General features: G+C 70.8%; 10 protein-coding genes and 1 riboswitch. Of the genes, 7 read left to right on the plus strand and 3 right to left on the minus strand.

Going from position 1 to position 14,048, the window contains the following annotated elements:
- Positions 1-14: 14 nt before the first annotated feature.
- From nuoL to nuoN, 3 genes are read left to right on the plus strand one after another with little or no spacing between them, the layout of a single operon-like run.
- The gene (nuoL, locus tag ACZ79I_RS23080) at positions 15-1,961 is read left to right on the plus strand and encodes an NADH-quinone oxidoreductase subunit L (RefSeq protein ID WP_471499386.1); all 1,947 of its coding nucleotides are present in this window, start codon (positions 15-17) and stop codon (positions 1,959-1,961) included.
- 5 nt (positions 1,962-1,966) lie between these two features.
- The gene (locus ACZ79I_RS23085; protein ID WP_471499387.1) at positions 1,967-3,538 is read left to right on the plus strand and encodes an NADH-quinone oxidoreductase subunit M; all 1,572 of its coding nucleotides are present in this window, start codon (positions 1,967-1,969) and stop codon (positions 3,536-3,538) included.
- Positions 3,535-5,184 carry an NADH-quinone oxidoreductase subunit NuoN gene (nuoN, locus tag ACZ79I_RS23090; RefSeq protein ID WP_471499388.1) on the plus strand — a complete coding sequence of 550 codons (1,650 nt, stop codon included), beginning with the start codon at positions 3,535-3,537 and terminating at the stop codon, positions 5,182-5,184. Before ACZ79I_RS23085 ends, nuoN begins: the two co-directional genes overlap by 4 nt.
- A gap of 73 nt (positions 5,185-5,257) precedes the next feature.
- Here nuoN and ACZ79I_RS23095 read toward each other — a convergent pair whose 3' ends face one another.
- Entirely contained in the window at positions 5,258-5,860 is a 603-nt protein-coding gene (locus tag ACZ79I_RS23095; protein WP_471499389.1) for a Uma2 family endonuclease, read from the minus strand.
- Positions 5,861-6,060: 200 nt separating this feature from the next.
- Here ACZ79I_RS23095 and recQ point away from each other — a divergent pair, with 200 nt between their 5' ends.
- Positions 6,061-8,085 (plus strand): DNA helicase RecQ, encoded by a 2,025-nt coding sequence (gene recQ / locus ACZ79I_RS23100; protein ID WP_471499390.1) that lies wholly within the window; start codon positions 6,061-6,063, stop codon positions 8,083-8,085.
- Between the two features lie 89 nt (positions 8,086-8,174).
- On the opposite strand, the gene fahA is transcribed toward recQ, so the two are convergent.
- Complete coding sequence (gene fahA / locus ACZ79I_RS23105; RefSeq protein ID WP_471499391.1) at positions 8,175-9,401, minus strand: fumarylacetoacetase; 1,227 nt, start codon at positions 9,399-9,401, stop codon at positions 8,175-8,177.
- Positions 9,402-9,621: 220 nt separating this feature from the next.
- Between fahA and ACZ79I_RS23110 the strand changes: the two genes are divergently transcribed.
- From ACZ79I_RS23110 to ACZ79I_RS23120, 3 genes are all read left to right on the plus strand, one after another.
- A complete protein-coding gene (locus ACZ79I_RS23110; protein ID WP_471499392.1) occupies positions 9,622-10,911 on the plus strand; it encodes a carboxylate--amine ligase in 1,290 nt (429 codons plus the stop codon).
- A 60-nt stretch (positions 10,912-10,971) separates the two neighbouring features.
- The gene (locus tag ACZ79I_RS23115; RefSeq protein ID WP_471499393.1) at positions 10,972-12,174 is read left to right on the plus strand and encodes an FAD-dependent oxidoreductase; all 1,203 of its coding nucleotides are present in this window, start codon (positions 10,972-10,974) and stop codon (positions 12,172-12,174) included.
- A 65-nt stretch (positions 12,175-12,239) separates the two neighbouring features.
- A complete protein-coding gene (locus ACZ79I_RS23120) occupies positions 12,240-13,061 on the plus strand; it encodes an HAD family hydrolase (protein ID WP_471499394.1) in 822 nt (273 codons plus the stop codon).
- Here the strand turns inward: ACZ79I_RS23120 and ACZ79I_RS23125 are convergent.
- Positions 13,045-13,545, minus strand: a complete 501-nt coding sequence (locus ACZ79I_RS23125; RefSeq protein ID WP_471499395.1) for a transglycosylase SLT domain-containing protein — start codon at positions 13,543-13,545, stop codon at positions 13,045-13,047. The two genes, ACZ79I_RS23120 and ACZ79I_RS23125, sit on opposite strands and share 17 nt — an antisense overlap.
- A 2-nt stretch (positions 13,546-13,547) precedes the next feature.
- Positions 13,548-13,718, minus strand: a riboswitch (cyclic di-AMP (ydaO/yuaA leader).
- Positions 13,719-14,048: the final 330 nt, after the last annotated feature.

The raw sequence follows: 14,048 nt of genomic DNA on the forward strand, positions 1-14,048 counted from the left end.
GGGGTCGCTGAATCGTGGAGAACCTGATTGCGCTGCTGATCGCGGCGCCCCTGCTCGGAGCGGCCGTCCTGCTGTGCTGCGGCAGAAGGCTGGACGGGGTCGGCCACTGGATCGGCACGGTGCTGTCCGCCGCCTCCTTCGTGTTCGGCGTCGTCCTCTTCACCGACATGCTGGGCAAGGGCGCCGAAGACCGGACCATGACGCAGCACCTGTTCAGCTGGATCCCGGTGGGCGGTTTCCAGGCCGACGTCACCTTCCGGCTCGACCAGCTGTCGATGACGTTCGTGCTGCTGATCACCGGCGTCGGATCGCTCATCCACCTGTACTCGGTCGGGTACATGGAGCACGACGAGCGCCGGCGCCGCTTCTTCGGATATCTGAACCTGTTCCTCGCGGCGATGCTGCTGCTCGTCCTCGCCGACAACTACCTGCTGCTGTACGTCGGCTGGGAGGGCGTGGGCCTCGCCTCGTACCTGCTGATCGGCTTCTGGCAGCACAAGCCGAGCGCGGCCACCGCCGCGAAGAAGGCGTTCCTCGTCAACCGTGTCGGCGACGTGGGCCTGTCGATCGCCATCATGCTGATGTTCACGACGTTCGGGACCTTCGCCTTCGAGCCGGTCCTCGCCGGCGCGGACAAGGCGGGGGAGGGCAAGCTCACCGCCATCGGCCTGATGCTGCTGCTGGCCGCGTGCGGCAAGTCCGCCCAGGTGCCGCTGCAGTCCTGGCTCGGGGACGCCATGGAGGGCCCGACCCCGGTCTCCGCCCTCATCCACGCCGCGACCATGGTGACCGCGGGTGTGTACCTGATCGTCCGCTCCGGCGCGATCTTCAACGCGGCGCCCGACGCGCAGCTGGTCGTCACCGTGGTCGGTGCCGTCACGCTCCTCTTCGGTGCGATCGTCGGTTGCGCGAAGGACGACATCAAGAAGGCGCTGGCCGGTTCGACCATGTCGCAGATCGGCTACATGGTGCTCGCGGCGGGCCTCGGCCCCATCGGCTACGTCTTCGCGATCATGCACCTGGTGACGCACGGCTTCTTCAAGGCCGGGCTGTTCCTCGGGGCCGGTTCGGTCATGCACGGCATGAACGACGAGGTCGACATGCGCAAGTACGGCGGCCTCCGCAAGTACATGCCGGTCACGTTCGTCACCTTCGGCCTCGGCTACCTGGCGATCATCGGTTTCCCGGGCCTGTCCGGCTTCTTCTCCAAGGACAAGATCATCGAGGCGGCGTTCGCCAAGGGCGGCACCGAGGGCTGGATCCTCGGCGGCGCGGCCCTGCTCGGCGCGGCCATCACCGCGTACTACATGACGCGCGTGATGCTGATGACGTTCTTCGGCGAGGAGCGCTGGAGGAACAGGCCGACGGCCTCCCCGGACGAGCCGAGCGCGGAGCCGGCCGCGGAGCACCGCGGCGAGCACGCTGAGCCGCACCCGCACGAGTCGCCGAAGGTGATGACGATCCCGATGATCGTGCTGGCCTTCGGGTCGGTGTTCGCGGGCGGCCTCTTCTCGCTGGGCGACCGCTTCCTGCACTGGCTGGAGCCGGTCACGGGTCACGCGGAGGGCCACTCGCCGGTCAGCGCCGGAACGGTCACGGGCGCGACCCTGGTGCTGCTGCTCGTCGGCGTCGGCATCGCCTACGCCCAGTACGGGCGCCGCCCGGTCCCGGCCGTCGCCCCGCGCGGATCGCTGCTCACCCGGGCCGCCCGGCGCGACCTGCTCCAGGACGACTTCAACCACGTCGTCCTCGTCCGCGGCGGGGAGCACCTCACGCGCTCCCTGGTGTACGTGGACCACACCCTGGTCGACGGCGTCGTCAACGGCACGGCGGCCTCGGTCGGCGGTCTCTCCGGACGGCTCCGCCGGCTGCAGAACGGCTACGCCCGGTCGTACGCGGTCTCGATGTTCGGCGGTGCGGCGGTGCTCGTCGCACTGACCCTGCTCATGAGGGCGGTCTGATAGCGATGTCCTTTCCTCTGCTGACAGCCACGGCGGCGCTCCCGGCCGTGGGAGCGATCGCCACGGCCGCGGTCCCCGTCGCACGGCGCACCGTCGCGAAGTGGCTGGCGCTGCTCGTCTCGCTCGCCACGCTCGCGCTCGCCGCGGTGGTCGCGGTCCGCTTCGATCCGGGTGGCGCCCGCTACCAGCTCACCGAGTCCCATGCCTGGATCAAGGACTTCGGGGTGCAGTACGAGCTGGGTGTCGACGGCATCGGGGTGGCGCTCGTCGCGCTGACCGCGCTGCTGATCCCGTTCGTGATCCTGGCGGGCTGGCACGACGCCGACCCGCTGGAGACCGGAAGCCGGCGCTGGCGGCCCACACAGGTCTTCTTCGCTCTGATCCTGGCCGTCGAGGCGATGGTGATCCTCTCCTTCGAGGCCACCGACGTCTTCCTCTTCTACATCTTCTTCGAAGCCATGCTCATCCCGATGTACTTCCTCATCGGCGGCTTCGGGGACCACGCCCACGAGCACGGGGAGCAGGCGGCGGCCACGCAACGGTCGTACGCCGCCGTGAAGTTCCTCCTCTACAACCTGGCCGGCGGTCTGATCATGCTGGCCGCGGTCATCGGCCTGTATGTGCAGGCCGGGACCTTCTCCCTCCCGGAGATCGTGCAGGCGCGGGCGAGCGGCTCGCTCCACATGGCGACCAGCACCGAACGCTGGCTGTTCCTCGGCTTCTTCTTCGCCTTCGCGGTCAAGGCGCCGCTGTGGCCGCTGCACACCTGGCTGCCCAACGCCATGGGCGAGGCCACCGCCCCGGTCGCCGTGCTCATCACGGCGGTCGTCGACAAGGTCGGCACCTTCGCGATGCTGCGCTTCTGCCTCCAGTTGTTCCCGGAGGCGAGCAAGTGGGCGACGCCCGCCATCCTCGTCCTGGCGCTCATCAGCATCATCTACGGCGCCCTGCTGGCGGTCGGTCAGCGGGACATCAAGCGGCTGGTGGCGTACGCGTCGGTCTCGCACTTCGGCTTCATCATCCTGGGCATCTTCGCGATGACCAGCCAGGGCCAGTCGGGCGCGACGCTGTACATGGTCAACCACGGGCTCTCGACGGCCGCCCTGATGCTGGTGGCGGGCTTCCTGATCTCGCGCCGCGGCTCGCGTCTGATCGCGGACTACGGCGGCGTGCAGAAGGTCGCGCCGCTGCTCGCCGGCACGTTCCTGGTGGGCAGCCTCGCGACCCTGTCCCTGCCGGGGCTGGCGCCGTTCGTGAGTGAGTTCCTGGTCCTGGTCGGCACGTTCACGCGCCATCCGGCCATCGGGATCATCGCCACCTTGGGCATCGTCCTCGCGGCGCTCTACGCCCTCGTCCTCTACCAGCGGACGATGACGGGCCCGGTGAGGGCGGAGGTCGCCGAGATGCCGGACCTGCGCGTACGCGAACTTCTGGTGGTCGCCCCGCTGATCGCGCTGCTGATCTTCCTGGGCGTCTACCCGAAGCCGGTCACCGACATCGTCAACCCGGCGGTCAAGCAGACCATGTCCGATGTACACCAGACCGATCCCAAGCCCGTGGTGGAGGCGGCCAAGTGAGCACAGCAGCCGTCCACAGCCTGTGGACAACCGCGGCCGACCCGATCTCGAAGATCGATGCGCCGAAGATCGAATACGGGCAGTTGTCACCGACGCTGATCGTCATCGGTGCCGCGCTCGTCGGAGTGCTGATCGAGGCGTTCGTGCCGCGCAAGTCCCGTTACTACGCGCAGGTGTTCGTGTCGGTCGTCGCGCTCGCCGCGGCGTTCGCCGCGGTGGTGGCGCTCGCGGCGGGCGGATACGGCACCACGAAGGCCCATATCGCGGCGATGGGCGCGATCGCGGTCGACGGACCGTCCCTGTTCCTGCAGGGAACGATCCTGCTGGCCGGTCTGCTCGGCGTGTTCACGTTCGCCGAGCGGCGCCTCGACCCGGAGGCCCACGGCAACCGCGTCGACTCGTTCGCGGCCCAGGCCGCGTCCGTACCGGGCAGTGACAGCGAGAAGGCCGCCGTGAAGGCGGGGTTCACCACGACCGAGGCGTTCCCGCTGCTGCTGTTCGCGGTGGGCGGCATGCTCGTCTTCCCCTCGGCCAACGATCTGCTGACGCTGTTCGTGGCCCTGGAGGTCTTCTCGCTGCCGCTGTACCTCCTGTGCGCGCTCGCCCGCCGCAAGCGGCTCCTGTCGCAGGAGGCCGCGGTCAAGTACTTCCTGCTCGGCGCGTTCGCCTCCGCGTTCACGCTGTTCGGCATCGCGCTGCTGTACGGGTACGCGGGCTCGGTGTCGTACGCGGCGATCGCGCGGGTCGTCGAGGGCACGGTGCCGAGCGTCGACCCGGCGCTCGCCAACACCATGGGCAACGACGCGCTGCTGCTCGTCGGCGCCGCGATGGTCGTGATGGGGCTGCTGTTCAAGGTGGCCGCGGTGCCGTTCCACATGTGGACGCCGGACGTGTACCAGGGCGCGCCGACCCCGGTGACCGGCTTCATGGCGGCGGCGACCAAGGTGGCGGCGTTCGGCGCGCTGCTGCGGCTGCTGTACGTCGTCCTGCCGGGCTTGCGCTGGGACTGGCGGCCGGTGATGTGGGCGGTCGCGATCGCCACCATGCTCGGCGGTGCGATCGTGGCGGTCACCCAGACCGACATCAAGCGGCTGCTGGCGTACTCGTCGATCGCACACGCGGGATTCGTCCTCGCCGGTGTCATCGCCGCGACCCCGGACGGCGTGTCCTCGGTCCTCTTCTACCTGGCCGCGTACTCGTTCGTGACGATCGGCGCGTTCGCGGTGGTCACCCTTGTCCGGGACGCGGGCGGCGAGGCCACGCACCTGTCCAAGTGGGCCGGGCTCGGGCGCCGGTCCCCGCTGGTGGCGGTCGTCTTCACGGTGTTCCTGCTGGCCTTCGCCGGCATCCCGCTGACCTCGGGCTTCGCCGGGAAGTTCGCCGTGTTCAAGGCGGCGGCGGAAGGCGGGGCGGCACCGCTGGTCGTGGTCGGTGTGATCTCGTCGGCGATCGCGGCGTTCTTCTACCTCCGCGTGATCGTGCTGATGTTCTTCAGCGAGCCGCGCCCCGAGGGGCCGACGGTGGCGGTCCCCTCGCCCCTGACGGTGACGGCGATCGCCGCGGGCCTGGCGGTGACGCTGGTACTGGGCGTGGCGCCCCAGTACTTCCTCGATCTGGCGAGCCAGGCGGGCGTGTTCGTCCGCTGACCCGCACCGCACGGGACGGCCCGGCACCCGCTCGGGGTGCCGGGCCGTCCCGTTGCGTTCGAGCGGCGCCGGGCTACTGCTGAGCTGCGCGGCGCGTCCTGATCTGGGTGAGGTCCAGGTCCACCGGGAAGGGAACGTCCGCCTTCATCCGCTCACGGAAGATGCCCACGCTCGTGTAGGTGCCGGTCGTGGGCTCCAGCTCGAAGGCGTGCACCGCGGCGCGGCCCTTCTCGTTCTCGACGCGCCAGTAGTGGGGGATCTTGGCCCGGGCGTACTTCATGGGCTTGGTCTCGCGGTCGCGGGAGACGGAGTCCTCCGAGACGACCTCGATGGCCAGGACGACGGCCGCCACGGGGAACCGGGTCTGCTCCGGCGCTTCCACCACGTCTCCGCGTACCACGATGACGTCCGGCTCGGGTCTGTTCTGGCGGTCGATGTCGATCGTGAACTCGCGGACGACCTCAAGATCCGCGGGGGCCACGGACTGGAGCTGCCAATTGAAGAAATCGACAGCGCGTGCGTGAAAGAGGGTCTGCGGACTCACGAAAATGAGGCTCCCGTCGATCAGTTCCGTGTGCGGAGGCAGATTCGGAAGCCGATCCAGGTCGTCGGCGGTCCAGCCGCCCGCAGGCGGGGTCGGCCAGCCGGACGCGGACGCCTTCGGTGCGACGCTCATCAGTGCTCCCATGGGACGGAGTCTCGCCGGTCCATTCAGACTATCGGGCGCAAACGGGGAGGTCTCCCGCGTACGTGTGAACGATCGTCCGTGTCCTTGACCCCGGGTGCGCGGAGCGCCCTGTGGACAATCCTGAGGCTGTCGGCCCGGCCCCCTATCGTGGACGCAGTGGTCGAGGGACGACGTGCGGGGGACGGGCGATGGACGGGACGGATGGGATGACCGAGGCGGGCGTGAGGCCGGAGCCGGACGAGGGGAGCGAGGCGCTCGCCACGCTGCACCGGGTCTTCGGATACGAGACCTTCCGCGGCGAGCAGGAGGCGGTCATCGAGCACGTGGTGGCCGGCGGCGACGCGGTCGTGCTCATGCCGACCGGTGGCGGCAAGTCGCTCTGCTACCAGATCCCGGCCCTGGTCAGACCCGGCACGGGCGTGGTGGTCTCCCCGCTGATCGCGCTGATGCAGGACCAGGTGGACGCGCTGCGGGCGCTCGGCGTGCGCGCCGGCTTCGTCAACTCCACGCAGGACTTCGACGAGCGGCGCGTGGTGGAGGCCGAGTTCCTGGCCGGCGAGCTGGACCTGCTGTACCTGGCCCCGGAGCGGCTGCGCCTTGAACCCACCCTCGATCTGCTCTCGCGCGGCAAGATCTCGGTGTTCGCCGTCGACGAGGCGCACTGCGTGTCCCAGTGGGGCCACGACTTCCGCCCCGACTACCTGGCCCTGTCCCTGCTGGGCGAGCGCTGGCCGGACGTCCCCCGGATCGCGCTCACGGCGACGGCGACGCGGGCGACGCACCAGGAGATCACCCAGCGGCTCGGCATGCCGGCGGCACGGCACTTCGTGGCGAGCTTCGACCGGCCCAACATCCAGTACCGGATCATCCCGAAGGCCGACCCGAAAAAGCAGTTGCTGTCGTTCCTGCGCGAGGAGCACCCGGGCGACGCGGGCATCGTCTACTGCCTCTCGCGGAACTCGGTGGAGAAGACTGCGGAGTTCCTGATCCGCAACGGCGTCGAGGCGGTGCCCTACCACGCGGGCCTGGACGCGGGCACGCGTGCGGCCCACCAGTCCCGCTTCCTGCGCGAGGACGGCCTGGTCGTGGTGGCGACCATCGCGTTCGGCATGGGCATCGACAAGCCGGACGTACGGTTCGTCGCGCACATGGACCTGCCGAAGTCGATCGAGGGCTACTACCAGGAGACGGGCCGGGCGGGCCGCGACGGACTGCCGTCCACGGCCTGGATGGCGTACGGGCTGAACGACGTCATCCAGCAGCGCAAGCTCAACCAGTCCGGGGAGGGCGACGAGGCGTTCCGCCGCCGCGCCCAGACACACCTAGACGCGATGCTGGCCCTGTGCGAGACGGCCCGGTGCCGCCGGGGCCATCTGCTCGCCTACTTCGGCCAGGACCCCGAGGCGGGCGGCTGCGGCAACTGCGACACGTGTCTGGTCCCGCCCGACACCTGGGACGGGACGATCGCGGCGCAGAAGGTGCTGTCCGCGGTGTGGCGGCTGGACCGGGAGCGGCGGCAGAAGTTCGGCGCGGTGCAGATCGTCGACATCCTGCTGGGGCGGCGCACGGCCAAGGTGATCCAGTTCGACCACGACCAGCTGTCCGTCTTCGGTATCGGAGAGGAGCTGACCGAGGGCGAATGGAGGGGTGTCATACGGCAGTTGCTGGCGCAGGGGCTGCTCGCGGTCGAGGGTGAGTACGGGACGCTGGTGCTGACCGAGGCGAGCGGGGCGGTGCTGCGGCGGGAGCGGGAGGTGCCGCTGCGCAAGGAGCCGGCCAGGCCGCAGGCTCCCCGGTCGTCGTCGGGCTCCGCCCGGCCCGACCGCAAGGCGAAGGCGGCCGCCGCCGAACTGCCCCCGGAGCTGGTCCCCGCCTTCGAGGCCCTGCGCGCCTGGCGCGCCGAACAGGCCCGGGAGCAGGGCGTCCCCGCGTACGTGATCTTCCACGACGCCACGCTGCGGGAGATCGTCACCCGCAGCCCCGGCTCGGTGGCGGAGCTGGGCACGGTCAGCGGGGTCGGCGAGAAGAAGCTCGCCACGTACGGCGAAGGGGTGCTCGGGGTGCTGGCGGCCCTGGACGAACCCTCCGCGGGGAGCCGGGACCGGGACCCGGCGGGCGCGGACGCCCCCGCCGAGGACCGGACCGGGGCCGACACGGAGCCGGACTGGGACACGGAGCCGGAGCCGGAGCCGGAACCGGACGACTGGTTCTAGGGCGGCCGGACACCGGACCGGCGGAGCGGACGACGGGAGGCAGCGGGCCGGCGACCCGGGCCGCCCGCCGGCCGGTGTCCCGGTGCGTCTCAGCCCGCGGTGCCCACCGCCGGTGCCACCCGGCCCGTCACCTCGCCGAGCCCCACCCGTGTCCCGTCCGGCCCGGGCGCCCACGCCGTCAGCGTGACCACGTCCCCGTCCTCCAGGAACGTCCGCTTGCCGTCGGGGAGTTCGAGGGGGTCGCGTCCGTTCCACGTCAGTTCCAGGAGCGAGCCGCGCTCGCGCTCCGACGGGCCGCTCACGGTGCCCGAGCCGTACAGGTCGCCCGTCCGCAGCGACGCCCCGTTCACCGTCATGTGCGCCAGTTGCTGGGCCGCCGTCCAGTACATGGTGGAGAACGGCGGCCGGGAGACGACATGGCCGTTGATCGCGACGGAGATGCGCAGGTCGTAGCCGGCCGGTTCCTCCCGAGCGTCGTCCAGGTACGGCAGCAGCGGATGGGTGCGCTCCGGCGGCGCCACCCGAGCCTCCTCCAGCGCGTCCAGCGGCGTGATCCACGCCGAGACGGACGTGGCGAACGACTTGCCGAGGAACGGCCCCAGCGGCACGTACTCCCATGCCTGGATGTCCCGCGCCGACCAGTCGTTGAGCAGGCACAGCCCGAACACGTGCTCGCGGAACCCGGACAGCCCCACCGGCCGGCCCAGCCGCGAAGGGACCCCCACCACGAATCCCACCTCGGCCTCGATGTCCAGCCGGACGGAGGGGCCGAAGACCGGAGCGGGGTCCGTGGGGGCCTTCCGCTGCCCCTGCGGACGCACGACGTCCGTGCCGGACACCACCACGGTCCCCGAGCGGCCGTGGTAACCGATCGGCAGGTGCTTCCAGTTGGGGGTCAGGGAGTCCTCCGCGTCCGGACGGAAGATCCGCCCGACATTGCGGGCGTGGTTCTCGGAGGCGTAGAAGTCGACGTAGTCGGCGACCTCGAAGGGCAGGTGCAGCGTCACCTCGGACAGCGGGCGCATCAGCGGCCCGACCGTCTCCCGGTGGGCGGGCACCGTCACCCATGCCGTCAGCGCCCGGCGCACATCCGACCAGGCGGTGCGGCCCGCGGCCAGCAGTGGGCCCAGGGACGGCCGTGCCAGCAGGGCGGCGTACGGGGAGCCGAGCGCCCTGGCCGCCGCGCCGGCGTCGAGCACGTGGTCGCCCAGGCGGACGCCGACGGTGCGCTCGTCGGAGCCTGCGGGGGAGAACACGCCGTAGGGGAGGTTGTGCGGGCCGAAGGGGTCGCCCTCGGGGACGTCGAAGGGGGGCATGGGATGCTGCCTCGCTTTCGTGCGCTCCGGGTGGTGCCGTGCACGGTTGTTCCAGGTGGTCGCCGCACACGTTACGGGTGGCCGCCCGTCTTGGGCAGTGTCTAAAGAGTTCGCAATGTCCGAATAGGTCTTGTCGGAGAGGTCAATTCCGGCTTAGCGTCTTTTGGGGGATGCGGGCGGGGTGGGTCCGCTCCGTGAGGGGGACACGTGGGGGGGACCCGTGGCCAGGAGCACCGGCAGCGTGCCGTTCGACCCGGACCGCGACGTCCCGGGGCTCATCGTGAAGTTCGGCGACTACCCCCTGCACCACGGCGGGGTCGGTGCCGTCCGCAGCCTGGGCCGGCTCGGCGTGCCGATGTACGCGATCACCGAGGACCGTTACACGCCGGCCGCCGTCTCCCGCTACCTCCGGCGCGCCTTCGTCTGGCCGACCACCGGGACCGAGGAACCGGAGCGACTCGTGGAGGGCCTGCTGCGCATCGGACGGCGCATCGGCCGGCCGGCGGTCCTCGTGCCCACCGACGAGGAGGCCGCCGTCCTGATCGCCGAGCACCAGGGCGTCCTCGGCGGCGCCTTCCTGTTCCCGAAGGTGGACGCCGGGCTGCCGCGCCGCCTCGCCAGCAAGCAGGGCCTGCACGAACTGTGCGTGGAACACGGCATCCCCAGCCCGGCGACCGCCTTCCCGCAGTCGTACGACGACATCGTGCGCTTCGCGGACACGGCCCGTTTCCCGCTCGTGGCCAAGAACCGGGAGGCGTTCGTGCGCCGCGAACGCCCCGCCGTGAACGGGACCACCAGGATCACCACCCGTGAGGGCCTCCTCACCCTCGCCCGCGACTGGGGTGAGCACCCCGGTGTGATCCTCCAGGAGTACCTGCCCCGGGAACAGGCCGAGGACTGGATCGTGCACGCGTACTTCGGCCCGGACTCGACCCCGCTCGCCCTGTTCACGGGTGTCAAGGTCCGTTCCTGGCCGCCGCACGCCGGCATGACGGCGAACGCCTACGTCGTCGACAACCCGGAACTCGCGGACCTCGCCGCGCGCTTCGTCAAGCAGATCGGCTTCACCGGCATCGTCGATCTCGACCTGCGCTTCGACCGGCGCGACGGGCGGTACAAACTGCTCGACTTCAACCCGCGCATGGGCGCCCAGTTCCGGCTCTTCGAGAACGAGGCGGGGGTGGACGTCGTCCGCGCCATGCACCTGGACCTGACCGGCCGGGGGGTTCCGGAGGGCGAACAGCGCGCCGGCCACCGGTACATCGTGGAGAACATCGACCTGCCGGCCCTGCTCGCCTACCGCCGCAGCGGCTATACGACGCCGCACGCCCCGGCCCGCGCGAGCGGTACCGAGCTGGCCTGGCTCGCGGGTGACGACCTGCGGCCGTTCCTCACGATGCTCGCGCGCTTCGTGCGGCCGGGCGCGAAGCACCTGTACCAGCTGTGGCGGACCAACCGCCGCGGCAGCACGGCCGCTCCGGCCGGCCGGCCCGGCTCCGCCACGACGTAGGCACGACGTAGGCACGACGTAGGCACGACGCAGGCACGTAGCGTCCTGGGGAGGGACTTCGTGATTCATCCGGTAGCAGTCATCGGTGCCGGGCCGTTCGGCCTGTCCACCGCGGCTCATCTGCGGGCGCGGGGCATCCCGGTACGCGTCTTCGGCGAGGCCATGGTGAGCTGGCGCGACCATATGCCCGCGGGCATGCTCCTGAAGTCGACCCCGGCCGCCTCGGCCATCGACGCCCCCCAGCGCGGCCACACCCTCGCCGACTACTGCGACGCGGCGGGCATCCCCCGCCTGGTGACGGACGAGGACATCATCCCGGTGGAGACGTTCATCGGGTACGGGGAGTGGTTCCAGCAGAAGCTGGTGCCCGGACTGGAGCGGGTCCGGGTGGTCTCCGTGGACCGCCGCCAGGGCGGGGGCTTCGACCTCAAGCTGGACTCGGGCGAATCGTTCACCGCGCGGGCCGTCGTCGTGGCGACCGGCCTGTCGGGTCTGGCCCATCTGCCGCCGGAGCTGGCCGCCGTGGCGGCGGACGGACCCACGCCGACCGGCCCCCTCTCCCACAGCTCCCAGCACCACGACCTGTCCCGTTTCTCCGGCAGGGACCTGCTGGTCGTCGGCGCGGGCCAGTCGGCGCTGGAGACAGCGGTGCTGGCGGCGGAGGCGGGCGCGCGCGTGCGCGTCGTCTCGCGCGGCCGGGGCCGGGTCGCGTTCGGTGCGCCGCCCTGGAAGCAGCCGAGGCTGCGTCCCGAGTCGCCGTTCGGCCGCGCCTGGTCGCTGTGGGCCCTGAGCTACTACCCGCACCCGTACCGCTTCCTGCCCGCCCGGACCCGCCACTACCTGGTCCGCCGGGTCCTCGGCCCGCTCGGCGCGTGGTGGCTGCGCGACCGCTTCGCGGGCAGGGTGCAGGTGCGGGAGGTCGCCCGCCTGGTGCGCGCGTCCGCGCCGCACGGCAGCCCGACCCTGACGGTCCTGACGCACACGGGCCGCACGGAGGAACTGCACGCCGACCATGTGATCGCCGCGACCGGCTACCGAGTGGACATCGCCGCGATGGACTTCCTGGCCCACGAGCTGCGCACGGAACTGGCGGTGAGCCGCGGCACGCCGAAGCTGGGGGCGGGCTGTGTGTCCTCCGTCCCCGGTCTGTACTTCACGGGCCTTCCGGCGGCGGCCTCGTACGGGCCCGTGATGCGCTTCGTGTGCGGCACGGAGTTCGCGTCGCCGCGGCTGGTGCGGCATCTGGCGGCGTTTCACGGCTGAGTCCCCGCGGTCCTCGTCCGGTTCGGGCCGAGCACGCGGGGGTGTTCCATCCGTATTCTCTGATCATGGCCGCACCCCTTGCATATGCACTCATCGCCACCGACCTGGACGGAACCCTGCTGCGTGGTGACGACACGCTCTCCGACCGGTCGAAGGCCGCGCTGGCGCGGGCCGTGGCGGCCGGCGCCCGGCACCTGGTGGTGACGGGGCGTCCGGCGCCCAGGGTGCGGCCGCTGCTCGACGACCTGGGCAGCGGGGGGCTCGCGGTGTGCGGGCAGGGCGCGCAGGTGTACGACGCCGGCGCGGACCGGCTGCTGTTCTCCGTCACCCTGGACCGGGAGTTGGCCGAGACCGCGCTCGGCAAGATCGAGGCCGAGGTGGGGCAGGTCTACGCGGCGGTCGACCAGGACGGGGTGGACGGACTCACGCTCATCGAGCCCGGCTACCGGATGCCGCACCCCACGCTGCCCGCGGTGCGCGTCGAGCGGCGCGACGACCTGTGGTGCGAGCCCATCAGCAAGGTGCTGCTGCGCCATCCCACCTTGTCGGACGACGAGTTGGCGGTGGCGGCCCGCGGTGCGATCGGGTCCCTGGCGACGGTCACCATGTCGGGGCCCGGAACCGTCGAACTCCAGCCGTGCGGCATCACCAAGGCGACGGGGCTCGCGCTGGCGGCCGAGCATCTGGGCCTGAGCCCGTCGCGGACCATCGCCTTCGGCGACATGCCCAACGACATCCCCATGTTCGACTGGGCCGCGCACGGCGTCGCCATGGCCAACGCCCACCCCGAACTCAAGGCGGTCGCCGACGAGGTCACCCTGTCCAACGAGGACGACGGCATCGCCGTCGTCCTCGAGAGACTGTTCGGGCTCAGTAGGCGCTGTTGACGTTGTCGATCGAGCCGTACCGGTGGGCCGCGTAGTTGCAGGCGGCCGTGATGTTCGCGACCGGGTCGTAGGGGTCGTACGCCGTGCCGGGCACGTGGTACGCGCGGAAGGTCGGGTCGATGACCTGCAGGAGGCCCTTGGACGGAATGCCCTTCGCGGCGTTGGAGTCCCAGAGGTTGATGGCCCGCGGGTTGCCCGCCGACTCGCGCATCACGTTGCGGTAGATCCCGTTGTAGGAACCGGGAATCCCGTTCTTCGCCATGACGGTCAGCGACTGACGTATCCAGCCGTCGAGGCTGCCGCCGCGGTAGGTCGTGGCCGTCGCCGCTCCGGTGGCGGGTGTGGCGGCCGAGGCGCTCGTCGCGCCGACGACGGGAAGGGCGAGCACCGCGGCGGCGGTCGCCGCGACGGCGAGGGTGCGGCGGACGCGGGTGGCCTTGGACCGGTCGTTCCGACGGCGTACGGGCAGGGCGAAAGCGGGCATGTCGTTTTCCTCTCCGGCGCCTGCGAGGTGAGCTGTCGGGTTCGGGCTGGGAGGTGCCCGGCCGTGTCCTCGGTCCCGAGGGCACGGCTTCACCCCAAGCCGTTCCGGCGCGGTGTCCGGCTCGGCGACTTACCTGGGTCCCCCGCTCCTGCCGTCATCGGTGGATGGGCCCTCGAGCGGCGGCAGGATTCGGCGATCCGCTCGGGTCGAGAGGAAGGTATGCGAGGGGAGATGCCCGGAACAAGCGAGAAGTCATGGTCCGGTCGAAATGACCTTGACATTCTGCAATGTCGATGTTGATCCGCTTTGAGCTCAGCGGCCAACGCGCCCTTTGTGGACGGGAAGTTGGCTACATGACTGAAAAGAGTGGTGTCGGGGTGAGGTGACCGATTTCACTGACTTCCTCCCCGTGTTGGGGAATTTGGTAATATGGGAAATCAGATAGCAATTCGGGCAAATCGGTCAGCGATCATCCGTTCGGCGCGATCCGCTCGCGCCATCGG

The organism is Streptomyces sp. PSU-S4-23, from assembly GCF_055632315.1.

Excerpts from the sequence above, each read along its gene's own strand:
- ACZ79I_RS23085 (WP_471499387.1), top strand. The coding sequence starts at position 1,967 with ATGTCCTTTCCTCTGCTGACAGCCACGGCGGCGCTCCCGGCCGTGGGA.
- recQ (WP_471499390.1), top strand. The coding sequence starts at position 6,061 with ATGGACGGGACGGATGGGATGACCGAGGCGGGCGTGAGGCCGGAGCCG.
- ACZ79I_RS23125 (WP_471499395.1), bottom strand. The coding sequence starts at position 13,545 with ATGCCCGCTTTCGCCCTGCCCGTACGCCGTCGGAACGACCGGTCCAAG.
- ACZ79I_RS23120 (WP_471499394.1), top strand. The coding sequence starts at position 12,240 with ATGGCCGCACCCCTTGCATATGCACTCATCGCCACCGACCTGGACGGA.
- fahA (WP_471499391.1), bottom strand. The coding sequence starts at position 9,401 with ATGCCCCCCTTCGACGTCCCCGAGGGCGACCCCTTCGGCCCGCACAAC.
- ACZ79I_RS23095 (WP_471499389.1), bottom strand. The coding sequence starts at position 5,860 with ATGAGCGTCGCACCGAAGGCGTCCGCGTCCGGCTGGCCGACCCCGCCT.